At 60.2% G+C, this 22,976-nt stretch carries 17 protein-coding genes; 6 read left to right on the top strand and 11 right to left on the bottom strand.

The window, feature by feature from the left end; translation table 11 throughout:
• From HF945_RS01250 to HF945_RS01205, 10 genes are all read right to left on the bottom strand, one after another.
• Positions 1 to 777, bottom strand: coding sequence for a sulfotransferase domain-containing protein (locus HF945_RS01250; RefSeq protein ID WP_290523981.1), 777 nt, complete (start codon positions 775 to 777; stop codon positions 1 to 3).
• Complete coding sequence (locus HF945_RS01245; protein WP_290523980.1) at positions 774 to 1,727, bottom strand: glycosyltransferase; 954 nt, start codon at positions 1,725 to 1,727, stop codon at positions 774 to 776. The genes HF945_RS01250 and HF945_RS01245 overlap by 4 nt, the downstream gene beginning before the upstream one ends.
• Positions 1,724 to 3,154, bottom strand: coding sequence for a phosphotransferase (locus HF945_RS01240; RefSeq protein ID WP_290523979.1), 1,431 nt, complete (start codon positions 3,152 to 3,154; stop codon positions 1,724 to 1,726). The genes HF945_RS01245 and HF945_RS01240 overlap by 4 nt, the downstream gene beginning before the upstream one ends.
• Before the next feature lies 1 nt (position 3,155).
• Positions 3,156 to 3,998, bottom strand: coding sequence for a lipopolysaccharide core heptose(I) kinase RfaP (gene rfaP / locus HF945_RS01235; RefSeq protein WP_290525370.1), 843 nt, complete (start codon positions 3,996 to 3,998; stop codon positions 3,156 to 3,158).
• A complete protein-coding gene (locus tag HF945_RS01230; RefSeq protein ID WP_290523978.1) occupies positions 3,998 to 5,089 on the bottom strand; it encodes a glycosyltransferase family 4 protein in 1,092 nt (363 codons plus the stop codon). Before HF945_RS01230 ends, rfaP begins: the two co-directional genes overlap by 1 nt.
• Positions 5,086 to 6,111, bottom strand: a complete 1,026-nt coding sequence (gene waaC / locus HF945_RS01225) for a lipopolysaccharide heptosyltransferase I (protein ID WP_290523977.1) — start codon at positions 6,109 to 6,111, stop codon at positions 5,086 to 5,088. Before waaC ends, HF945_RS01230 begins: the two co-directional genes overlap by 4 nt.
• A gap of 12 nt (positions 6,112 to 6,123) precedes the next feature.
• Positions 6,124 to 7,170 carry a lipopolysaccharide heptosyltransferase II gene (gene waaF, locus HF945_RS01220; protein WP_290523976.1) on the bottom strand — a complete coding sequence of 349 codons (1,047 nt, stop codon included), beginning with the start codon at positions 7,168 to 7,170 and terminating at the stop codon, positions 6,124 to 6,126.
• An 8-nt stretch (positions 7,171 to 7,178) separates the two neighbouring features.
• The gene (locus tag HF945_RS01215) at positions 7,179 to 8,105 is read right to left on the bottom strand and encodes a branched-chain amino acid transaminase (RefSeq protein ID WP_290523975.1); all 927 of its coding nucleotides are present in this window, start codon (positions 8,103 to 8,105) and stop codon (positions 7,179 to 7,181) included.
• Positions 8,106 to 8,146: 41 nt separating this feature from the next.
• Positions 8,147 to 11,011 (bottom strand): bifunctional [glutamate--ammonia ligase]-adenylyl-L-tyrosine phosphorylase/[glutamate--ammonia-ligase] adenylyltransferase, encoded by a 2,865-nt coding sequence (gene glnE / locus HF945_RS01210; protein WP_290523974.1) that lies wholly within the window; start codon positions 11,009 to 11,011, stop codon positions 8,147 to 8,149.
• Positions 11,012 to 11,386: 375 nt separating this feature from the next.
• Entirely contained in the window at positions 11,387 to 13,123 is a 1,737-nt protein-coding gene (locus HF945_RS01205) for a GspE/PulE family protein (protein WP_290525369.1), read from the bottom strand.
• A 379-nt stretch (positions 13,124 to 13,502) separates the two neighbouring features.
• Between HF945_RS01205 and HF945_RS01200 the strand changes: the two genes are divergently transcribed.
• From HF945_RS01200 to HF945_RS01180, 5 genes are all read left to right on the top strand, one after another.
• Complete coding sequence (locus HF945_RS01200; protein ID WP_290523973.1) at positions 13,503 to 14,183, top strand: TIGR00153 family protein; 681 nt, start codon at positions 13,503 to 13,505, stop codon at positions 14,181 to 14,183.
• Positions 14,184 to 14,193: 10 nt separating this feature from the next.
• On the top strand, positions 14,194 to 15,462 hold the full coding sequence (locus tag HF945_RS01195; protein WP_290523972.1) for an inorganic phosphate transporter: 1,269 nt from the start codon (positions 14,194 to 14,196) through the stop codon (positions 15,460 to 15,462).
• Between the two features lie 359 nt (positions 15,463 to 15,821).
• On the top strand, positions 15,822 to 17,141 hold the full coding sequence (gene argA, locus HF945_RS01190; protein ID WP_290523971.1) for an amino-acid N-acetyltransferase: 1,320 nt from the start codon (positions 15,822 to 15,824) through the stop codon (positions 17,139 to 17,141).
• Positions 17,142 to 17,577: 436 nt separating this feature from the next.
• Positions 17,578 to 17,826 carry a type II toxin-antitoxin system HicA family toxin gene (locus tag HF945_RS01185; RefSeq protein WP_290523970.1) on the top strand — a complete coding sequence of 83 codons (249 nt, stop codon included), beginning with the start codon at positions 17,578 to 17,580 and terminating at the stop codon, positions 17,824 to 17,826.
• Entirely contained in the window at positions 17,826 to 18,200 is a 375-nt protein-coding gene (locus HF945_RS01180; RefSeq protein WP_290523969.1) for a type II toxin-antitoxin system HicB family antitoxin, read from the top strand. Before HF945_RS01185 ends, HF945_RS01180 begins: the two co-directional genes overlap by 1 nt.
• Before the next feature lie 528 nt (positions 18,201 to 18,728).
• On the opposite strand, the gene HF945_RS01175 is transcribed toward HF945_RS01180, so the two are convergent.
• The gene (locus HF945_RS01175; RefSeq protein ID WP_290523968.1) at positions 18,729 to 19,922 is read right to left on the bottom strand and encodes an ankyrin repeat domain-containing protein; all 1,194 of its coding nucleotides are present in this window, start codon (positions 19,920 to 19,922) and stop codon (positions 18,729 to 18,731) included.
• Between the two features lie 1,115 nt (positions 19,923 to 21,037).
• Between HF945_RS01175 and ilvD the strand changes: the two genes are divergently transcribed.
• Positions 21,038 to 22,885, top strand: a complete 1,848-nt coding sequence (gene ilvD, locus HF945_RS01170; RefSeq protein WP_290523967.1) for a dihydroxy-acid dehydratase — start codon at positions 21,038 to 21,040, stop codon at positions 22,883 to 22,885.
• Positions 22,886 to 22,976: the final 91 nt, after the last annotated feature.

The raw sequence follows: 22,976 nt of genomic DNA, 5'->3' as shown, positions 1-22,976 counted from the left end.
TTACAGCCCTCTTGCCTTGTAGTAACGTCGACGCTTGCCAAAAAAGCGCAGCTTCTGCTCCAGATGCTTCCAGAACTCCGACGAATCCGAGTACCGACAGGGGAAGTTTTCCGGCTCCACGTCCACCAGACATTCCAGCCACTGATCATCCACTTCATATCCATGCTGTACCAGATCCTTGACCAATGAAGGATAGCGCTCGATCTGCTGTTTCAGCCTTGGCAAGTGCGCCTTCCAGCCAGCAATCCTCGATAGATCCACTTCGCGCACCCCTCCCAGGGCGTTCTGCGCATCCTCTCCGGACTCTGCCACTTCGTGGAAACGATCAAAGTCATGACTGCGGGTCAAAAATGGAAACCTCGCTTCAATCTCTGCCTGTATCTTCATGGGATCGCGGACCAGGTCCTCATAACGCAACAGCAACACCCGGGGGTGCCCGGCAATCTTCGCCGCCCCCTTTTCTGCCCGCTTCCAGACCGGATAATTACAGAAATACATGCCTGGCCAGGCCTTGTGCTGGCTGCAAATCACCGAGCGCGGATCTCGCATCATGGCGATCACGAACAGGTTGGGATCACGCTCCAGTACCGGCCTCATCCACAGGATATCGTTGGGTTTCTTCGACAAACGAATGCCGTCTTCATGGGGCCCGACCTTGAACAGGGTTTCTTCATGGTCGGAATGCCCCTGATGCGGATAGCAGGCCACCAACATTTCTGCCATCAGCGTGGTACCGCTTCGGGGGCAGCCCACCACATGCAGATTGATCGCCGTCATTTTCCCGCTCCCATGATTCGCAGGCGATCCAACCAGTTCGTTGGCGGCGCGGCCTGAATCTCTGGCTGCAACAGCCCGGGCATGGCCTTCATGCGTTCCGTCCAGGTATGCCGTTGGGATACCAACCGCTGACCCGCGCTGGCAATCCGGTTCAACAGGTCCGGGTTTTGTTTCAGCCAGGCCAGCCTTTCCAGCAGTTCGGATTCGCTGTCGTACAGCACCACATTCTCGCCATCAATAAACCCCAGCGACTGTTGCTCGATATCCGGCTGTCGCCAGGCCAACAAAACACACCCCGCCGCCATGGCTTCGAAATTCTTGATCATGTATTCGCCAAAACCGATATCCGCGCTGACAAAAATCCGGATCTGATTAAGCAAACGGTTATAGGCATCGCCGGGCTCCGCCCGCAACAGCGCCAGCCGTCCCAGTTTTTCCTGTCGCAGCAGGAACTTCTTGCGGCGCTTGTACACCTTGTTCTTTACCCGCCCCACAAACGCCGCCTCATGATCCCGCTCAATACCCAAAGGGGAAATAACGTTATCGTCATAGCCCTTGGGCAGGTAGCAGGCATCAATGCCCTCGTCGCAAAGCTGCTGGGCCAGGGCCGCACCGGATACGATAATGCGCACCTTGCCCAGATCACGCAGGACCGCCGGATAACGGTGATACCACTCACTGCTGGGCACATTGTTCTGGCAGACATCATGATCGAACACCACCAGTCCCGGGGCGCGCTTCAGGCACTGATAACGTTTGCCCAACCGGCGCAGATTGGTGTCTGCCACTACCCGGTCGTAACCGCTGAAATCCGCCTCGTTGAAGTAGGCTTCCAGTCCATGCTCACGGGTCACTTCCACATGATCGAAATCAAAAAACTGTCTTGCCGCCTGCCACAAAGGCCGCGTCACCATCAGCTTGCCATCAGTGGAAACGATCAGGGTCTTCATAGCCAGCTCTCTACGGTTGCCTTGCGCTCATGGTAAAAGCCGAGAAAACATTCTTCAGCAGCGGGCGCCAGCGCTTCCCTGGGCTTCCAGCTCCGGAAAAGACGCTGCCGCTGCCCGGCCAGATCCGCCTCCAGGCTGGCACCGGGGTGACGCACCATGCCATCCAGATCCAGCACCTGCAGGCCCCCTTCCTGAAAAATGAAATTGGTATACTTACTGTCACCATGGCTGAACCGCATCAATGCCATGGTGACGAAAAAGTCTGCCATCTGCCGAAGTGCCGAGAGGCGCGTTTCTCCGCCCTGCTCACACATTTCCGGCAGCATTTCACCGCTCACGTTGCGACATACCAGGTATTCACGGTCCTTCAATCCACCCTTGCGGGAGGACAGATAACAAACCGCCTGCGGCGTTGCCACGTTCACCAGCCCCAGATAGGCCGCATTCATCCAGGAATTGCGGGCGCGACTGCGGAACTGGCGCCCGATACGCTTGATGGCGCTCTTCACGTTATAGCGTTTGATCACCAGGGTTTCCCCCTGGAAGCGAACCCGGCCTACGGTGGCACTGTTGCCGTCCTTGAGCAGCTCACTGCTGTCCAGCAAGGCATCCAGCCCCGTATCGAGCATGGCTTCCACCATGGGCGCATCCGCGCGTCGGGCCATACCATTCAGCCCGTGCCGTTCCAACGTGGCGAATTCGGTGCAGTCCCTCAGGGATTTCTTTACCAGCCGCTTCAACCGTTTCTCACGGGCCTGGCGGACGATGGCAACCAATTCAGGCACCGTCACACCCTGCTGATAAGCGGCCACGATCTGCTCCGGGGAGGGCAGCGTCAACGGTGGGAACTGCGCCAGCAGCAGGGCCAGATTCTGCAAGCGAGCGGTTTTGGAGAATCGCTCCGCCAGCTTCACACCGCCGGCATCGATCACATACCAGCTCCCCTCGTGCAGCACGAAGTTATCCAGGTGAATGTCTTCCTGCAGGGCGCCTGCAGCGTGCATCTGCCCGGTAAATGCCACCAGCCCATTCACCAGTTTCGCAACATCAGCATCCGCCAGTGAGGCGAGAACAGCACTCGCCGACGTCTGACCAAGATCCTCGATAACCAGGCCCTGTTCCTCGCCCTGCTCAAGGCGGGCCACAATGGCCGGCGCCGCCACGCCGCGGGCTTTCAACGCACGCAGCACCGCAGCTTCGTCGTGAAGCTCCCGGCGCGCCCTGGGCTGACGGGTGTACAGCTTGAGAATGACCTCCTCGCCCCCGTCCAGCCGGGCGCGGTACACGCCACGGCGACCAGGGAAAAAGCGCAACAAAGACCGTACTTCGCACTGATGCTCCCCACACTGAAGCTGTGCAGGCAGCTGCGGCTGGCGCTGCTCAAGCAATGCCTTCATGGTGACTGTGGGCACATTAGCGTCTGACATGTCAGATATCCTTGCCGGGGTGCTCATTGAATTGCAGTGGCAATTGCGGCTCCACCTCGAAGTAACGCCGATAGATCTTATCCGCTTCATGGCGGGCAGCAGCCCAAATCGACGCCTCCTTCAGCGCCTCCCTGAGGGGCAGCCCGGTATAGTCCCGAATAAAACGCAACAGATCCCGGCGGGTCATGCCGAAACGGGCGGTAGAGAAATACAGCCCGCCCAGATCCTTGATCTGCCAGCGACGGGGCACCTTGCTGCGCACCTGGGAGCGATGCAGGTCAATCAGATACATGGGCCCCTGAACCGATTGGCGGGCCACATCCTCCTGTGGCATGAGAAAATGGGCCAGATAAAAGTCTCGATGGTTAATGCCGGCCCCGTGCATGCGACGGGCAATGTCAGCCACCCGCGCGATCAGGGCGCGCTTGAACACCACAGGGACGTGGCCACTGGCTACCCACTGCTCACCGACCTCTTCCAGACTCAGAGTGCCGACCAGATCATCAGTAACAATGAAGGATTCGATCCCGGCAGGATTGATCCCCCGACTGCCGTAGGCCGCAACGGTCATGGTATCCAGTCCGGCGGCGCGTACTGCCTCGATGGCATTCACTTCGTCCATGGCTCCGAGCACTGGCAGCTTTGCCTGAGTCAGGTTCTTGAAGATTTCCTTCCAACCGATCCCGCCGTGATACTTGAGAAAATAGCTTCGCCCATTGCCATGGAAACGGAGTGTGCGGCGCCCCTCGCGCGCCCGGAAAATATCACCGTCCTGCTCGGCGGCACACGCAAACGGATCCCGCTCACCCCAAAGCGCGGCGATATCCTCACGCAGAAAAAGCATCACGAGCCACACTCCACCGCATTGATAACATTCCGGGGCAACTGATACAGGGACGGTGACTCGGCGTAGGCGAGCCCCTTCTTCTTCCATTTTCCGGGCAAGTCGTTCAGCATGCTGTTCAAGGTTCTGTTCAGCGCCTCCTGGCTAAACGGTGACGTCATCACCTCCCCGGAACCCGCCTCGGTAACATAGCGGGCATAACCACAGGTATCCGTGGTCAGCACCGGCAGCCCCGCCACTGTTGCCTCCAGCAGAACCATGCCGGCACTCTCCCGGTAAGCAGGATGCAGCAACAGATCCGCCGCCTGCATCAAGGCCGGCACATCATCACGGGGCCCCAGTACCTGAATCCGCTCCCTTACCCCCGCCGTCACGGCGCCCAGATAGGGGGCAGCATCATCGTTGCCGACAATCATCAGCTTTGCGGACGCCGGCAGCGTGGCAAACGCCGCCAGCGCCCGGTCCAGCCCCTTCACCTTGAAGCCGGAACCGAGGAACAACAGCAGCGACTCATCATCACTGACGCCCAGTGCGGCGCGGGTCTGGGCACGCAGCGCGACGTGATTGTCAGGACGGCGACGATCCGCTTCGATGCCTGGCGGCAACAGGGAGTAGCGGCTTTCCGGCAAATCATAGTAGTGCCGGTACTGGTCGCGCTGATCTTCATTGAGAAACAGGATATGCGGGCCGGAGGGTGCGGTGACAGCTTGCTCCAGTTTCAGGTAGGTCGCATAGCGCGGCAGTACGCGCACCAGGGCCGGCTTGCCGGCCACATGGGCCGCAAAGCAACTGTCGGCAGCAAAATACACATCCAGTCCGGGCAGACGATTAAACCCCAGTACCCGGTCGTAGTAATTGTGCTGAAGATGCGCGCTGAGCGAACGGGCAAACGCCGCCATCATCCCGTGATTGCTGCGCCCAGTGACAGACAGGGCCTCAATGGCAACGCCCTCGATGGCATCGCCTTCCCAGTCACTGACCAGCGCCACCACTTCATGCCCCCGTTGCACCGCTTCCCGGGCAATGCGGGCAAAGTCACGCTGCAGCCCGCCCCAGGGGAAATAGTGATACAGCACCATGGCCAGCTTCACGGGCTCAGCCTCTTCAGTTCGCGCCAGACAAATTCCGGTTTCAGGGTGCTGAAGCAGGGCGGCGACACCCCTTTACCCAACTCCCCGCGGTAGGTGCACCTCTCCTGGACACAGGGGGCACAGGGGAAATCCGCCGCCCGGGACTCGGCCCTCACCCCCTGCACACCAGTCAACACCGGGTCCGTTGGGCCATACAGCGCCAGGCCCGGCAGGCCCGCAGCGGCAGCCAGATGAGCCAGGCCGGTATCCACGGCCACGAAGGCATCCCAGCACAACAGCTTGTCAGTGAGTGCATCCAGCCCCATCTTCGGCAGCACCGAGGCCTGCGTGATCCCGTCCGCCAGACGCTCCGCGCGCGCCTTTTCCGTGTCATTGCCCCAGGGAAGATGTACCCGGTGCCCCTCCGCACAGGCCAGCTCCACCAGCTGACGCCAGAAGGCCTCCGGGTAGTGCTTGGTCACCCAGGTCGTGCCATGACAGAACACCAGCTCAGCAGGCTGCGCCAGCGGTGTGGGCACATGGCTGCGCGGCAAACCATAGTCCGGTCGGCTGGCGGGCAATGCATACCCCAGAGACAGGGCAAACAGCTGGCGAACCCGCGCAATAGCATGCTGACCTTTGGCTACCGCCTGGGGATGATCCAGCACTTTGGCAGACAGCCCCTCACGGGCAGAATGCTTGTCCAAACCAAATTTGGGGCCACGGGCCAGGCGGGTAATAAAGGCACTCTTGATCAGCCCCTGAGCGTCAATCACCACATCGTAGTCTGTCGCTTGCAAGGCCGATTTAAAGACACCCCATTCACCAGAGCGACGGGCCTTGAAAGGATGCTTGCGCCAGCGGCGCAGGGCACAGGGGAAGACATTGGCGACGGCAGGGTGGCGGCGTGCCAGATCGGCAAAGGCGTCTTCCACCACCCAGTCCACCTGCAGATCAGGAAAGGCCGCACGGGCATCGGTTAACGCCGGCAGGGTGTGAATCACGTCCCCCATGGAGGAGGTCTTGATCAACAGCACGCGCATGGCATCACCGGCTCAGGCATCCGCGGTTTCAAGCTGTTGCAGGGCCTCGATGACCCGGTTTGGCGGCAACTGCTTGAGACAGTTCAGGTGGCCCAGAGGACATTCCCGTTCAAAGCAGGGGCTGCATTCCAGCCCCAGACGCACCACGGCAACCCGGTCTCCCAGCGGCGGCGTAAAGCCCGGCGAGGTGGAACCGTACACGGCCACCAGCGGCCGTTTGAGCGCCGCGGCAATGTGCATCAGCCCGGAATCATTACTGACAACCGCATGGGTAGCCGAGAGCAGATCCACAGCCTCTTCCAGGGAGGTCTTGCCTGCCAGCACCGAGGCATGATTACGGGCCCCTTCGTCCAGGGCCGCCACGATATCATCGGCCACCGGCTGGTCCTTGCCGGAACCAAAGATCCACACCTGGCCGCCATGATCGATCCAGTGCTGGGCCACCGCCGCATAATGCTGCTCCGGCCAACGCTTGGCAGGGCCGAATTCGGCACCGGGACACAGTCCCAGCACCGCCCGCTCCACCGGCAGGCCATGGGTCGCCATGGCCTTCTCCCGGGACGCATCATCCACTTCCAGATGAGGCGCGGTAATTTCATCCAGCAACGGCACCGGGGCATCTTCCGGCAAGGCCAGCGCCACAAAGCGCTGCACCATCAGCGGATAGCGCTCCTTGTCCAGTGAGCGCACGTCGTTGAGCAGGCCGTAGCGCATTTCGCCTCGCCAACCAATGCGGGCGGGGATTTTCGCGGCCCAGGGCACCAGGGCGGACTTGAGAGAATTGGGCAGCACATAACTCTGCTGGTACTGCCCACGCAGGGACTTGCCCAGCGCGCGCCGCTCGCCAAGCTTCAGATCACCGTGATCGAAGGGGAGCGCCAGCGCCTCGCGCACTTCCGGCATACGTGACAGCAACGGCCGACACCAGGCAGGCGCCAGCACGTCAATGGCACAGTCCGGGTATTGGCGGCGCAGTTCGGAAAACAGGGTCTGCGCCATCACCATGTCGCCGACCCAGGACGGGCCGACAACAAGGATGGCGGACGGCGTTTCGGACATCCCGGGCTTTAGCTCACGTAAGTGAGCCACTCTCCGTATTGGTCATCCAGTTTGCCGGTGACCAGATCAAAGTAGGTGCTCTGCAGCAGCTCGGTGATCGGGCCCCGCTTGCCGGCGCCAATGATACGGCCATCCAGCTCGCGGATCGGGGTCACTTCGGCAGCGGTGCCGGTGAAGAAGGCTTCGTCGGCCACGTAGATCTCATCACGGGTGATGCGCTTCTCGCGAACGGTGTAGCCACGTTCTTCGGCCAGCTGAATAATGGTCTTGCGGGTAATCCCGTCCAGGCAGGAGGTCAGCTCCGGCGTGAAAATCACACCGTTCTTGATCACGAAGATATTCTCACCGGAACCTTCTGCCACATAACCTTCGTTGTCCAGCAGCAGGGCCTCATCAGCGCCTCCGGACAGCGCTTCGTTCAGCGCCAGCATGGAGTTGATGTAGTTGCCGTTGGCCTTCGCCTTGCACATGGTGATGTTCACATGGTGGCGCGTGTAGCTGGAGGTGCGCACCTTGATACCCAATTCCAGGGCTTCCGGGGACATATAGGCCGGCCATTCCCAGGCCGCTACCATCACGTGCACTTTCAGGTTGTGGGCACGCAGACCCATGCCTTCGCTTCCGTAGAACACCATGGGGCGCAGGTAGGCGTGGGGCAGGTCGTTGGCCTTCACGGCTTCCACCTGGGCGGCGTTAATCTCGTCCTTGGAGAACGGAATCTTCATGTTCATGATGTGGGCACTGCCGAACAGACGGTCGGTGTGCTCCTTGAGGCGGAAGATTGCCGGACCCTTGGCGGTTTCGTAGGCTCGCACCCCTTCAAAGACGCCCATGCCATAGTGCAGGGTGTGAGTGAGGACGTGAACCTTGGCTTCTTCCCAGGGAACCAGTTCTCCATCCAGCCAGATAAAACCGTCTCTTACAGCCATCGACATGGCAATGTGTCTCCAACGCTATGGACCTTTGAGCGACCGCTCTACAGGTCGAACCAATGCTTCCAGATCGCTCGAACGCCTTCCCGCAAATCACGGAAACGGGTGTCGTCGACAATGGATTTCTCTTTGCGCAACGAGGCGCGATGGGCCGCGGACCGGTAAGCGAGGTACGCTTCCCGTAAAAGGCCGGCATCCTGCGCCGACATGATGTCCAGCGCGGCCAGGGTTTCCAGTAGCCGCACGTTATCGGTGAAGCGGGTCAGTTCACCGTGGGAGTAGGCCCATCTCAGAACCCCGTATTGCACCATAAATTCGATATCAACGATACCACCGGGGTCCTGCTTGAGATGGAATCGGCCTTCGCGCTTGTCACTGAGATGGCTGACCATCTTTTCACGCATTTCCAGCACGGCATCACGCAGCGACTGCTGCTCCCGCCCGGCGCAAAGCACCTTGTGGCGAATCCCCTCAAAACGCTGCCGTGACCGGTCACACCCGGCCACTACACGAGCACGCACCAGTGCCTGGTGCTCCCAGGTCCAGGCATCATTGAGCTGATACTTCTCGAACGCATCCATGGAGCTCACCAGCAAACCGGCACTGCCGGAGGGGCGCAGGCGCGTGTCCACTTCATAGAGCTGGCCACTCATGGTGCGGGTAGAAAGAATGTGCACGATGCGCTGCCCCAGCCGGGCATAGAACTGCTCGTTGGAGACCGATTTGTCACCATCGGTCATCCCGCCACTGGCGGCATCGTGGAGAAACACCAGATCCAGGTCTGAGTTATGGCCCAACTCGATACCACCCAGCTTGCCGTAGCCCACCACCACAAAATCCGGGTTACAGGGCTGGCCATTGTCCCGCGATGGGCGACCGTGACGCTCCACCAGCGGCTCCCAGGCCAGCATCACCACCTGGTTGAGAATGCTCTCTGCCAGCCAGGTGAGGTAATCGCTCACCTTCATCAACGGCAGCACCTCGGTCACTTCCGAGGCCGCCACCCGCAACAGATGAGCCTGTTTGAAGTTCCGCAGCACTTCCATCTGCTGCTCAAGATCATCCTCGGCCACCCGCAACAGCTGCTGGCGCAGCTCGTCGTCCAGCTCCGCCCGTTCCGGTGGTGAATACAGGGTGCGCACATCCAGAAGCTCATCCAGCAACACCGGGTGCAGCGCCAATCGTTCGGCGATCCAGGGGCTGGCACCGGAAAGCTTCACCAGCTGAGTCAGTGCCCCGGGGTTTTCCACCAACAAGGCGATATAGGCGCTGCGGCGCAGCACCGATTCCACAAAGTTCAGCAGCCGTACCGCAGTGGTTTCACCATGGCCCTGATAGCCCAGCGCCTCCAGCATCAACGGCATCAGACGATCCAGCCGCTGGCGGCTGATGGCCTGCATGTTCTGCACCGCCCGGCTTTCCCGGAACGCATTCAGGCGGGCATAAACGGTTTCCGCATCCAGCACACCAATGCCCTGGAGCTGGGCCACCGCCGCCTCGTCATCCAGCTCTCCCAACCACAGGTCCAGCAACTCCTGATCCGCCCCCTGGACGGCCTCGGTTTCCTGTTCCGGATCGGCAATTACCTGACTGAAATGAAGACGCACATTCTCCCGATGTCGGCGCAGCTTGCGCTCAAACGCCGCCCGGGCAGAGAAGCCCATGGCAAAGGTCAGCCGCTGCCAGCCCAGCTGGTCGTCCGGCAGACGCTGGGTCTGCTTGTCACCCACGGCCTGCAGGCGATGCTCCACATCCCGCAGGAACAGGTAGGCGTCAGTGAGTTCGTCCGCCACATCCTCGGGAAGCAGCTCCTGCTCCACCAGCAAGGGCAGCACCTTGATCAGGTTCGGCTCGCGCAGGGCCGGCAGCTGACCACCACGAATCAACTGGAAGGCCTGAACGATAAACTCCACTTCGCGGATGCCGCCAGCACCCAGCTTTACGTCCGCCTGCATGCCCTTGCGGTTCACCTCCCGCTCGATCAGGGACTTCATTTCCCGCAGGGACTGGAAGGCCCCGTAATCGATATAGCGACGGTACATGAAGGGCGTGAGTCGCTTGAGCAGGCGGGCACCGGCCTCAAGGTCACCGGCCACCGGGCGCATCTTGATCAGGGCATACCGCTCCCATTCGCGTCCCTGAGTCTCGTAGTAACCCTCCATGGCATCAAAGCCAATGGCCAGCACACCACTCTTGCCCCAGGGGCGCAGACGCATATCCACCCGGAAGACAAAACCATCCGCGGTAGTCTGGTCCAGCACCTTGATCAGCTGCTGGCCCAGACGCACAAAGAATTGATGGTAGGACAGGGGGCGACGCCCTCCTTCCAGCTCGCCCTCGTGTTCATAGGCAAAGATCAGGTCGATATCCGAGGACAGGTTCAGCTCCCGGGCGCCCAATTTCCCCATGGCCAACACCACCAGCTGCACAGGCTTGCCATCCGGTGCGGTGGGAGTGCCGCTGCGCTCACAGGCCCAGCGATACAGCAGGGCCAGAGCTTCATCGATCAGGGTGTCGGCCAACAGGGACAGGTCCGCCACCGTACTGTGATAGTCGCCAATACCGGCCAGGTCCCGCCAGATAATGCGCACCATGTGCCGGTGCCGCAGACGGCGTACCCGGCGCTTCAGCTCGTCTTCGCTATCGCAATCTGTCAGCTGTTCACGCACCTGCTGGTGCAATGATTCCGCCTCGAGAGGCTGACTCAGTTCGCTGTCGACCAGCCACTGCCCCAGTTCGGGATCCCGCAGGAACTGGCTTGCCACATAATCCGAACCAGCCCAGACACGGGGCAGGTCATCATGGAGTGCTGCAGGCATGGTATTGCCGGATTCAACGAAACTCTGCCAGTGCTGGCTGACCAGCACCGAGAGTTCATCAGGAAGGGCGGAATATTGGGGTTCATTCATGGTGGGCTATTGTCGTACGCGACGGGGCAAGCTACAAGCGGGAATAACAGCTACGAGTTGCGAGCTTTCAGCTGCCAGGCGGGAAATGAATAACCAGACCGTAGGGCAGAAATCGGCGAAGGCCGATCTCTGCCGCCAAGCCTGGATGGTGGAGATTGGCCTTCGCCAATTTCCACCCTACGGAAGACTAGAGTGTAGCAACGCGGCGTAACGCACAAAGTGGGCCCCAGAGGGGGGCACGGAGCGAGTAACCGAAACGCCTGCTGCGGCTTCGCAGCAAGCATTTCAGCGCGGAGTCCCGACCTGCCAGACTAGCCGCCACTCTCCGCCCGCGTCTCGCAGCTCATAGCTCATAGCTCACAGCGCGTAGCTTCCCTACCCCATCAAAATATCCTGCGACGGCGTTACCCGCATCACTTCCTCGATGGTGGTCAGGCCCTTGGACACTTTCATGGCACCACTGATACGCAGCGGCTTCATGCCACTTTTTAGCGCCTGCCGAGTCAGGGTCTCCAGCTCTGCGCCCCGGGTGATGTTGTTTTTCATGGCGGTATTGAGCGGCAGAGTCTCGTAGACCCCCATCCGCCCCAGATAGCCAGTGCCGCGACACTCCAGACAGCCCACCGGGCGGCAGATCTTTTCCGGCATCTTCATCTTGAACGGCCGCACCAACTCCTCCCAGGCATCCGCATCCGGTGCCACCTCTTCCTTGCAACTGGGGCACAGGGTCCGCACCAGGCGCTGGGCCATGACACCGATCACCGTGGCGGAGATCATGTACGGCGCCACCCCCAGATCCACCAGACGAGTGATGGAGGACGGCGCGTCATTGGTGTGCAGAGTGGACAGCACCAGGTGGCCGGTCAGGGCCGCCTGGATGGCCATTTCCGCCGTCTGCAGATCCCGGATCTCACCAATCATGATGATGTCCGGGTCCTGACGAAGCATGGCCTTCACCCCCTGGGCGAAGCTCACATCAATATTGGCCTGCACCTGCATCTGGTTGAAGCTGGGCTCCACCATCTCGATGGGGTCCTCGATGGTGCACACATTCACTTCACTGGTAGCCAGCTGCTTGAGGGTGGAATACAGGGTGGTGGTTTTGCCCGAGCCGGTGGGGCCAGTAACAAAGATGATCCCGTGAGGGTTCTTTGTCATCTTCTGCCAGGTATCGTAATCCTCGCGGGTGAAGCCCATCTGCTCGAAGCTGCGCACCAGCACATCCGGGTCAAACACCCGCATGACCATCTTCTCGCCAAACGCCGTGGGCAAGGTAGAAATCCGCAGTTCGATCTCATTACCCTCGGGGGATTTGGTCTTCAGACGACCATCCTGGGGTTTGCGCTTTTCTGCCACATTCAGGCGGCTGAGAATCTTGAGTCGACTGGTTACCGCCGCCATGATGGCCGCCGGCAGCTCGTAGACATCATGCAGCACCCCATCAATACGGAACCGCATCTTGCCCGCATCCCGGCGCGGCTCAAGGTGGATATCACTGGCGCGTTGTGAAAACGCGTACTGCAGAATCCAGTCCACGATATTGACGATATGCTGATCGTCCGCATCATGGTGCCCTTTGCCCACTTCCAGCAGCTGCTCGAAGTTGGTGATGCCACTCAACTCCTGGCCCGTATTGCCGCTGGCACCGGCAATGGAACGGCTCAGATTGTAGAATTCGATACGGTAGCGCCGCAGCTGCTCCGGGTTGGCGAGCACCACCTCCAGTTCCCGTTCTCGCAAAACCTGCTGGAGGTGGCCTTTCCAGTCGCTCAGGAAAGGCTGATCACAAGCCACCACCACCTTGTCCCTGTGAACCTCCACCGCCACAATGCCATGACGCTCGGCAAAGGCGTAACTCATCACATTGGTGACCTGGTCCACTTGCACCTTGAGCGGATCGATATTGTAGACACGGATGCCCGCCCGCTTGCCCAACCAGTCGGTGAGAAAGTCCACATCCAGAATCTGGTGTGTATTGGAGCGATCCGTCAGCCGGTACTTGGCCAGCACCTGAATCGGGTGCCAGTTCAGCTCCTTCTTTTCCCTTGGCGTGGTGGAAATGACGTTGAAGTCTTCCTGACTGACCCGCCCCTCATCCAGCAATTCGCGCATCAACCAGCGCACATCAATCTGCAAGCCATCAGGTACGGCAGGTTTGGCAGTGGCGTTCACTCAAGTCTCTCCGAATTCTGTTCAGCACCTACTCTTCGGTCAGGTGCGCTTATCGTTATCTGTGCTTCAAGCCTCTTGCAAACCCCTTGTGCGCCCAGCGCACAAGGGGTTTAGGAAGCTACTCAACTGTACCCCTAACAACCCGCCACCATCCAGAGACCCTTAACCCCCTGACAGCCCGGCCCGCATTCTCTATACTCGCGACCAATTTCATGACGACAATGTGACATGCTGCATCGTCGTCCGCCAGAGCCAGCCATAGGCGGGTCTCCGGCAACATGGGAAAATAGAAGCCCCCTAACCAGGATCCGAGGCGCTTATGTCCTTAGGAAGCTCCATTGCCGGCCTGTTTGGCCGCTCCCCGATCAAACCCCTCCAGCAACACTACGACACCGTACACGAGTGCGCCTGCAGTCTTGGCCAGTTTTTTGACGCCGTTATCAGTGGCGACTGGGACAAGGCCCGCACCCTGCGCAAACAGGTCGCCGAGCTGGAGAACCAGGCCGACGAACTGAAGAAAGAGTTCCGTCTCAACCTGCCCAAAAGCCTGTTCCTGCCCATGCCACGCACCGATCTGCTCGAGCTGATCAGCGTGCAGGACAAGGTCGCCAACAAGGCCAAGGACATCTCCGGGCTGATGCTGGGCCGGGAAATGACGATCCCCCCGACCCTTGCCGATGCCATGCGCAGCTATGTTCAGGGCGCCATCGATACCTCCGCCCAGGCACAGAAAGCCATCAACGAGCTGGATGAGCTGATCGAAACCGGCTTCAGCGGGCGTGAAATTCGTCTGGTGGAAGAACTGATCGAAGAGCTCGACCGGCTGGAGCGCGCCAATGACGAGCAACAAATCGTCATTCGCTCCACCCTGTTCAAACTGGAAAAAGAACTGTCCCCGGTGGACGTCATCTTCCTCTACAAGATCATCGAATGGGTAGGCGATCTGGCTGATCGCGCCCAGAAAGTGGGCGGCCGCCTGCAGATGTTGGTCGCACGCTAGGAGATTTCTTATGGAGTGGATGCTCGACAACGCCTTTCTGATGCTACTGCTCGCCGGCGGCTTCGGTTTCCTGATGGCCTGGGGCGTAGGCGCCAATGACGTGGCCAATGCCATGGGCACTTCGGTGGGTGCCAAGGCACTGACCGTGAAGCAAGCGGTGATCATCGCCATCATTTTCGAATTTGCGGGGGCCTACCTGGCCGGGGGCGAAGTCACCGCCACTATCCGCAAGGGCATCATTGATGCCGAAACCTTCTCCCATGCCCCGCAATATCTGGTGTATGGCATGATGTCCGCCCTGCTGGCCGCCGGCATCTGGCTGATGGTGGCCTCCTGGTTCGGCTGGCCAGTCTCGACCACCCATTCCATCGTCGGTGCCATTGTCGGCTTTGCCGCCGTGGGCCTGGGCATGGACGCGGTGCACTGGGACAAGGTGGGCTCCATCGTTGCCAGCTGGGTCACCTCGCCCTTGCTGGCCGGGTTTATCTCCTTCGCACTGATACGCAGCGTGCAGAAACTGGTGCTGAATCACGATGACCCCTTCGAGCGGGCCAAGAAAGTGGTGCCCTACTACATGTTCCTGGTGGGCTTCGTGATCTCCATGGTCACCATGGTCAAGGGCCTCAAGCACGTAGGCCTGCACCTGACCTTCCTGCAGAGCTTCCTGTGGGCCCTGGGTGGCGGCGCCATCGTGATGGTCGTAGGCAGCATGTTCCTCAAGCGCATCAAGCCGGACCCGGAAGCGGACAAGGATTTTCGCTTCAGCTCCGTGGAGCGCGTCTTTGCGGTGCTGATGATCTTCACCGCCTGTGCCATGGCCTTTGCCCACGGCTCCAACGACGTGGCCAACGCCGTGGGCCCACTGGCCGCCATCAACAGCGTGATCGCCTCCGGCGGCCAGGTCGGCGCCAAGGCTCCCATGCCCAGCTGGATCCTGCTGGTGGGCGCCATGGGCATCGTGTTCGGCCTCGCCATCTTCGGTGCCCGGGTAATGGCCACCGTGGGCAAGAAGATCACCGAGCTGACCCCGTCCCGCGGTTTCGCCGCCGAGCTGGGTGCCGCCACCACCGTGGTACTGGCCTCCGGCACCGGCCTGCCGATCTCCACCACCCACACCCTGGTGGGCGCCATCCTTGGCGTGGGCATGGCACGCGGCATCGGCTCCCTGAACCTGCGCGTGATCGGCACCATCTTCACCTCCTGGGTGGTCACCCTGCCCGCAGGGGCGCTGTTGTCCATCCTGTTCTTCTACTTCTTCAAGGGTCTGTTTGGGGCCTAAGGAGACGCTGCACGCTTCACGCAGCAAGCAACACGCTAACGCCGCCCTCCGGGCGGCGTTTTTGTTTGGCACAACTTCCGGCAGCGCCACTGTGGGAGCTTGCCTGCAAGCGATTTAGCCCACTGAAAATGCAGAAAGTTTCGGGGCTCGAGTAACGAGTTTCGGAAGGCAAAAGCCCCGCTCTGCCTTTCAGGTTTTCGCAACTCGAAACTCGTGCCTCGTAATTGGCCTTTTTCGCTTGCAGGCAAGCTCCCACAGCGGCTCCGTAGCGACCGCTAGCGCCCGCACGCTCCCACTGGCTATACTGGCCAATCAGCCACTTACTGGCCCCATTCCGGGAAAACAGCAGGGAAAACACCGTGTCCAGCACCACACCCGACAATCAGGTTCATTGGTTCCGCCACTCCTCGCCGTACATCAACGCGCACCGGGGCCGAACCTTTGTGGTCATGCTGGCCGGGGAACTGCTGGACGAGCCACGCTTGCCAACCCTGGTTCATGACCTGGCCTTGCTGAATAGCCTCGGCATCAAGCTGGTGCTGGTTCACGGCGCCCGCCCGCAGATCAGCGCGCGGCTGGCGGCGGCGGGCATCGAGTCCACCTTCGAACAGCACATGCGCATTACCGATACCGCTGCCCTGGGTGGGGTAATGGCAGCGGTGGGCGCTCTGCGTCTGAAACTGGAAGGGCTGTTCTCCATGGGGCTGGCCAACTCCCCCATGCATAACGCCAGCATCCGCCTGGTCAGCGGCAACTTTGTGGTCGCCAAACCGGTGGGAGTGCGAAACGGCTTTGATTACCAGCACACCGGTGAAGTGCGGCGCATCGACGTGGACGCTATTCGTCAACAGCACAGCGCCGGCAACGTGGTATTGCTCTCCCCGCTAGGCTGCTCCCCCACCGGCGAACTGTTCAACGTCAACGCCGAGGAAGTGGCCTCCACGGCCGCCATTGCCCTGGGGGCCGACAAACTGATCCTGATCGGCAACCAGCTGCGCCTCACCGATGGCAACGACCACCAACTGCGCGAGCTCTCCCCCCAGGAAGCCGGCAAGCTGCTGGCAGACGATGTGTTTCAGGACAGCGACATCGACCGTCAACTCACCGCTGCCTGTCATGCGGCCAGCAATGGCGTGGGCCGCGCTCACCTTCTGGATGCCAATGTGGACGGCGCCCTGATCAAGGAACTGTTCACCCGCGACGGCTGCGGCACCCTGGTCACCCGGGAAACCTACGAAACCGTTCGCGGCGCGCGTATCGAAGACGTGGGCGGCATTCTGGAACTGATCGAGCCACTGGAATCGGACGGCACCCTGGTGCGCCGTTCACGGGAACTGCTGGAAACCGAAATCCACCGCTTCGCCATCACCGAGCGGGACGGCATGGTCATCGCCTGCGCCGCCCTCTACCCGTTCCCGGATGACAAGACCGGCGAACTGGCCTGCGTGGCCGTGCATCCCAGCTATCGCAAAGGCGAGCGCGGCGCGCAGCTGCTTGGGTATGTGGAACGGCGGGCACGGGAGCAGGGACTGAACAGCCTGTTCGTGCTCACCACGCTCACCGCCCACTGGTTTCAACAGCAGGGCTTTGAAGCGGCCGGGGTGGATGCACTGCCGGGGGCCCGGCAGTCGCTGTATAACTGGCAGCGGAATTCGAAGGTGTTTGTTAAGCCGTTGTAGGGCTATCGCCGCGGGAGCCTATGCTTGTGCTTGCATGGCGATTAGGAAGGGATTGTGGCTCCTGCCTGGATGACATGCTGCCTACCTGAAATCATTTCGCACCGATAACCGTGCTTGTCCTCGCCGGACGGGCCCAAAGGGGTGCTGCGCGACACCCCTCTGGACTCCCCCGCGCCCCGACTCCGTTCGGCCTGCTCCGCAGGCACACTCCGGTACTCACCCTGTGACGGACGCAAAAAAAGACTCGCTCCGCTCAGACAGGTTTTTTGCTCTACGCCGTCACAGGGCTCCGTTCCTCGACTCACTCTAACGGGGAAACCATCCTGCAGGTTCAATGCTACGTCCACCCTCATTACAGCCTTGCCCCCTATTGCAACCATTTACAGTTGCATAAGAGCCAGTGATTACCTAGCCTACACCTTAGGGAGGACAAGGAATGTCAAAACCTGAAAAGCTGATTGCCAGGCTGCGGAACCTGAACGGCAGCTTTACCTGGCAAGAGCTGGAGAAACTTTTGCACCGTTTGGGTTACGAGAAACAGGAAGGTCGCGGATCAAGGGTGAAATTCAGCAATGGCAATCCCGCAGACATGATCAATCTTCACAAACCACACCCGGGTAATGAATTGAAGAAATACGCACGCAGGCAAATTATCGAAAAGCTCGAGAACGGAGGGCTGATCTGATGGCAAATGAAATGAAATACCGGGGCTATATCGGCTCCATTGAGGCCAGCCCGGAAGACAACATCCTGTACGGTAAGCTGCTCTACCTGCAGGCTCTGGTGAACTACGAAGGGGAGACAGTGGCAGAACTACAGGCCGCATTTCATGAGGCCGTCGATGACTACCTGAGCGAGTGCGAAGCCCAAGACATCAAACCGGAAAAACCCTGTAAGGGCACCTTCAACGTCAGAGTCGGTCACGCCATGCACCTGGCCGCCGCCGAAGCAGCCAGCCGGGAGCACAAAAGCCTTAACGATCTGGTCAGAACGGCCCTGGAAAGCTACTTGGTAAAACTTGGCGAGCAAGCCCGGGGTAAGAACCGCTCCTCTAGATAACCCCATCGACTTGGTACTTCTTCCTCCTTTGGTTAGGAAAAGGTGTCCACTAAAGCGGGTGAGGTTCAGCTAAGAGGGAGCCACGATTACCGCAGATTTAGCGCCTCACCGAGCGAAGCGAAGGAACACCTGCCAGGCGGCCCCGAAGGGGTGAGCGCAGCGAATAACCGGCACTCCTACAGCCATCTTCTACGTTTGTGCGAGAAAGAACGCCAATGCCATCAGCACGGCAGCTTCCACCTTGCCCCGTTAGAGTGAGTCGAGGAACGCAGCCCTGTGACGGCGTAGAGCAAAAAACCTGTCTGAGCGGAGCGAGTCTTTTTTGCGTCCGTCACAGGGCGAGTACCGGAGTGTGCCTGCGGAGCAGGCCGAACGGAGTCGGGGTGGCCGGGAGTCCAGAGGGGGAGCCAGTTCCCCCTTTGGGCCCGTCTGGCGAGGACACACACGTGTCATAGTGCAATGACATATCAACGAGAGCGGCGCCCTCCAGGAAGAGAGCCACTATCATCAGGAGAAACAGCCAGCCAATTAATCCTTCCACGCTTCGGGCGGTGTCGCCCCATTCTGAAGCAGGAACCTGACCATCCCCTCATTCTGGGAATACAGCAGCGGCCGGCGACCTTCATTGTCCTTGCTGTCGAGCAGACCTGGGTCTTGCTCAATCAGCCACTTGGCAAGATTGCTGTTATTGAAACGGACAGCCACATGCAATGGGCCAGCTCCCACCGCTTTGACATCATCCGGCCAGCCCAGACCCTTTCGCTGAAAATATTGATAGCAGACCGGTCCGCCGGATTCGGCAACGATGATCAACAGGTTCAGCTTCACCCCGCCTTCCACGAAAAGATCCTCGGACAGGGAGCAGCCACTCTCATCCACCGCAAGAAGCAGCTCCTTGGCCAAACCCGCCTTCATCTTGTTTAACGAAGCGAGTAACTGACGGTCCTCTTCTGAGAGCGACCCACTTTTCCGGTTGTAACCATCCAGTTCTTGCAGGAACTCGCCCACCAGCGCCGCATACCCTGGATCCACACCATAAATCTTTCCCGTGGCAAACGGACTAACACCCAGTTTAGCCGCCAATTCACGGCCATAAGGTTTTCCCTGGGCAAGCAGAGCCCCCAGCTCCACCATTGAAATGGCGTTCTCCTGACTCAGCATGGTAGCCATCTCTGCGGACTCCACATAACTCGTCAGTGCTGCCCGCGCCTTCCATTGCTGCATTTTCCTGGAATCCGCAAAAACCACGTCAGGATCAAAGGGGTCGCCTTTTGCCAATTCCGGTTCATCAAAGCGGCGATAGTCGTAGCGGGTTTTCGCACCCGCCCTGATCAAGGCGCGGGCAGATTCCACTTGATCACGACTTACTGCACGATACAGAGGCGGAATCCCATAGGAATCCCTGGTTGCATATCTCAGATTTACATCAGCGAAGTATTCGATATCCGCATCGTATTTCAGCAGCACACGAATAACGTCGACGGGATCGCCTCCTGCCCAAGCCAGAGCGGCATGGACAGGCGTGTAGCGTTTATCATGCTGCATCGCGTTCTCGCCTTTGCTGAAATACACGTAGGAGGGATTCCCTCCTTTACGTATCCAGCGCTCTACCTCAAAGCTGTCGCCTTTCTGGGCATGATGAAAAACATTTGTCGTTGCCGTACTCGCAGCCCACGCGGCCTGGCTTACCAGGCACACAAGAAGCAGGATAAATCGCCCCATCTCTCTTCCCCCCTTTCTTCATCTCTTCCGTTATCCCGGACACTACAATACCTTGATCTGGTTACCAGCACGACACTCAGGTCGGACTCGCACGTTTGTTTGGCGCGATGACGTGAAAGTGAGTGTAATACCGGCAAAGAGGGAGCCACCGTCACCGCAGAATTCGCGCCTCACCGAGCGAAGCGAAGGAACGCCTGCAAGCCGGCCCCGAAGGGGTGAGCGCAGCGAATAACCGACACTCCCACAGTAACCCTCTTCCGTTTGTGCATGAAAAGCACCAATGCCATCAGCACGGAATCTTCCCCGTTAGAGTAAGTCGAGGAACGGAGCCCTGTGATGGCGCAGAGCAAAAAACCTGTCTGAGCGGAGCGAGTCTTTTTTGCGTCCGTCACAGGGCGAGTACCGGAGTGTGCCCGCGGAGCGGGTCGAACGGAGTCGGGGTGGCGGGGAGTCCAGAGGGGGAGCCAGTTCCCCCTTTGGGCCCGTCCGGCGAGGACACGCACGTATCATAGTGCGATGAAATATCAGCAGGTGTCATGTCGGCTAAGTGGGAGCCACCGTCACCGCAGAATTCGCGCCTCACCGAGCGAAGCGAAGGAACGCCTGCAAGCCGGCCCCGAAGGGGTGAGCGCAGCGAATAACCGACACTCCCACAGTAACCCTCTTCCGTTTGTGCATGAAAAGCACCAATGCCATCAGCACGGAATCTTCCCCGTTAGAGTGAGTCGAGGAACGCAGCCCTGTGACGGCGTAGAGCAAAAAACCTGTCTGAGCGGAGCGAGTCTTTTTTGCGTCCGGCACAGGGTGAGTACCGGAGTGTGCCCGCGCAGCGGGTCGAACGGAGTCGGGGCGCGGGGGTGTCCAGAGGGGTGTCGCGCTACACCCCTTTGGGCCCGTCCGGCGAGGACAAGCACGTGTCATAGCGCGATAAAATCTCAGCCAGGCCACCAGCCGTCCAGGCAAGAACCACAATCACCTCAGCATTCATCCAGCAAGCTGAAGTTCCCACAATCCAGCGGCCCAGATGTCGCGGCGCATCGCGCCTACAAGATCCCCCCCTCTGTGGGTTACAATGTCTCCCCTTATGCACAGTTACTGACCATTACGAGGTTCCCATGCCGCAGTATCGCTCCCGTACTACCACCCATGGCCGCAATATGGCCGGCGCCCGCGCCCTGTGGCGCGCCACGGGCATGAAGGACGGCGACTTCGGCAAGCCGATCATCGCCATCGCCAACTCCTTCACCCAGTTCGTGCCCGGTCACGTACACCTGAAGGACATGGGCCAGCTGGTCGCCGGCGAAGTGGAAAAGGCCGGCGGGATCGCCAAGGAATTCAATACCATCGCGGTGGATGATGGCATCGCCATGGGCCACGACGGGATGCTCTACTCCCTGCCCAGCCGCGACATCATCGCCGATTCCGTGGAATACATGGTCAACGCCCACTGCGCCGATGCGCTGGTGTGCATCTCCAACTGCGACAAGATCACCCCGGGAATGCTGATGGCCGCCATGCGCCTGAACATCCCGGTGATCTTCGTATCCGGTGGCCCCATGGAAGCTGGCAAGACCAAGCTGGCAGAGGGCAAACTGGATCTGGTGGATGCCATGGTCATGGCCGCCGATGACAGCGTGGATGAAGAAACCGTCAATGAAGTAGAGCGCTCCGCCTGCCCCACCTGTGGTTCCTGCTCCGGCATGTTCACCGCCAACTCCATGAACTGCCTCACCGAAGCTCTGGGCCTGTCCCTTCCCGGTAACGGCTCCCTGCTGGCTACCCATGCGGACCGCCGCGAGCTGTTCCTGGAAGCGGGTCGCCGCATCGTGGATATCGCCAAGCTCTACTACGAGCAGGATGTGGAAGCGGTGCTGCCACGCAACATTGCCAACGTACAGGCCTTCGAAAACGCCATGAGCCTGGATATCGCCATGGGCGGCTCTACCAACACGGTTCTGCACCTGCTGGCCGCTGCCCTGGAAGGGGAAGTGGACTTCACCATGGAAGATATCGACCGCCTGAGCCGCAAGGTGCCTTGCCTGTCCAAGGTGGCCCCCGCCACCCAGAAATTCCACATGGAAGATGTGCATCGTGCCGGGGGCGTCATGGGCATCCTCGGTGAACTGGATCGGGCCGGTCTGCTGCACCGGGATATCCCCATGGTGCATTCCGCCACGGTGGCCGAAGCCCTTGAGCATTACGACATCATGCGCACCCGCGATGAAGGCGTGCGCAAGATGTTCACCGCCGGTCCGGCGGGCATCCGCACCCAGACCGCCTTCAGCCAGGACACCCGCTGGGAGAGCCTGGACGATGACCGCGAGAACGGCTGCATCCGCAACTACGAGAACGCCTACAGCAAGGACGGCGGGCTGGCGGTGCTGTACGGCAACATCGCCGAGCGCGGCTGTATCGTGAAGACTGCGGGCGTGGACGAGTCCATCCTCACCTTCACCGGCCGTGCCCGGGTGTTCGAATCCCAGGAGTCTGCGGTCCGCGCCATTCTTGGCGACCAGATCGTGGCCGGTGATGTGGTGGTGATCCGCTACGAAGGGCCGAAAGGCGGCCCGGGCATGCAGGAAATGCTCTACCCCACCAGCTATCTGAAATCCAAGGGGCTGGGCAAGCAGTGCGCCCTGCTCACCGATGGTCGCTTCTCCGGTGGCACTTCTGGCCTGTCCATCGGCCACGCCTCTCCGGAAGCGGCAGAAGGTGGCGCCATTGCGCTGGTGGAAGAAGGCGACACCATCGCCATCGACATCCCCAACCGCACCATCAATCTGGATATCAGCAACGAGGAGCTGGCCCACCGCCGCACCCATATGGAAAACCGCGGCAAGCTGGCATTCAAACCCAAGGAGATCCGCCCCCGCCGCGTCTCCACGGCACTGAAGGCCTACGCGGCCCTGACCACCAGTGCCGACCGCGGCGCAGTGCGTGATCTGAGCCAGATCGGGGAGTAATTCCCGGAAAGCCGCAACAACAAAAAAGGCGACCTCATGGGTCGCCTTTTTTGTTGTTGTGGCGCTGGACGCCTGACGCCTGATGCCAGAC

Origin of the sequence: Alcanivorax sp. (genome assembly GCF_017794965.1) — a bacterium.
GTDB lineage: Bacteria > Pseudomonadota > Gammaproteobacteria > Pseudomonadales > Alcanivoracaceae > Alcanivorax.
Note: the sequence above shows the minus strand (reverse complement) of the source record. Positions and strands in the feature narration are given on the sequence as shown.

What these genes read in the sequence shown, in the direction of transcription:
- HF945_RS01250 (WP_290523981.1), bottom strand. Translation starts at nt 777, where the DNA reads ATGACGGCGATCAATCTGCATGTGGTGGGCTGCCCCCGAAGCGGTACC.
- HF945_RS01245 (WP_290523980.1), bottom strand. Translation starts at nt 1,727, where the DNA reads ATGAAGACCCTGATCGTTTCCACTGATGGCAAGCTGATGGTGACGCGG.
- HF945_RS01240 (WP_290523979.1), bottom strand. Translation starts at nt 3,154, where the DNA reads ATGTCAGACGCTAATGTGCCCACAGTCACCATGAAGGCATTGCTTGAG.
- rfaP (WP_290525370.1), bottom strand. Translation starts at nt 3,998, where the DNA reads ATGCTTTTTCTGCGTGAGGATATCGCCGCGCTTTGGGGTGAGCGGGAT.
- waaC (WP_290523977.1), bottom strand. Translation starts at nt 6,111, where the DNA reads ATGCGCGTGCTGTTGATCAAGACCTCCTCCATGGGGGACGTGATTCAC.
- waaF (WP_290523976.1), bottom strand. Translation starts at nt 7,170, where the DNA reads ATGTCCGAAACGCCGTCCGCCATCCTTGTTGTCGGCCCGTCCTGGGTC.
- HF945_RS01215 (WP_290523975.1), bottom strand. Translation starts at nt 8,105, where the DNA reads ATGTCGATGGCTGTAAGAGACGGTTTTATCTGGCTGGATGGAGAACTG.
- glnE (WP_290523974.1), bottom strand. Translation starts at nt 11,011, where the DNA reads ATGAATGAACCCCAATATTCCGCCCTTCCTGATGAACTCTCGGTGCTG.
- HF945_RS01205 (WP_290525369.1), bottom strand. Translation starts at nt 13,123, where the DNA reads ATGCGCGAATTGCTGGATGAGGGGCGGGTCAGTCAGGAAGACTTCAAC.
- HF945_RS01200 (WP_290523973.1), top strand. Translation starts at nt 13,503, where the DNA reads ATGTCCTTAGGAAGCTCCATTGCCGGCCTGTTTGGCCGCTCCCCGATC.
- HF945_RS01195 (WP_290523972.1), top strand. Translation starts at nt 14,194, where the DNA reads ATGGAGTGGATGCTCGACAACGCCTTTCTGATGCTACTGCTCGCCGGC.
- HF945_RS01185 (WP_290523970.1), top strand. Translation starts at nt 17,578, where the DNA reads ATGTCAAAACCTGAAAAGCTGATTGCCAGGCTGCGGAACCTGAACGGC.
- HF945_RS01180 (WP_290523969.1), top strand. Translation starts at nt 17,826, where the DNA reads ATGGCAAATGAAATGAAATACCGGGGCTATATCGGCTCCATTGAGGCC.
- HF945_RS01175 (WP_290523968.1), bottom strand. Translation starts at nt 19,922, where the DNA reads ATGGGGCGATTTATCCTGCTTCTTGTGTGCCTGGTAAGCCAGGCCGCG.
- ilvD (WP_290523967.1), top strand. Translation starts at nt 21,038, where the DNA reads ATGCCGCAGTATCGCTCCCGTACTACCACCCATGGCCGCAATATGGCC.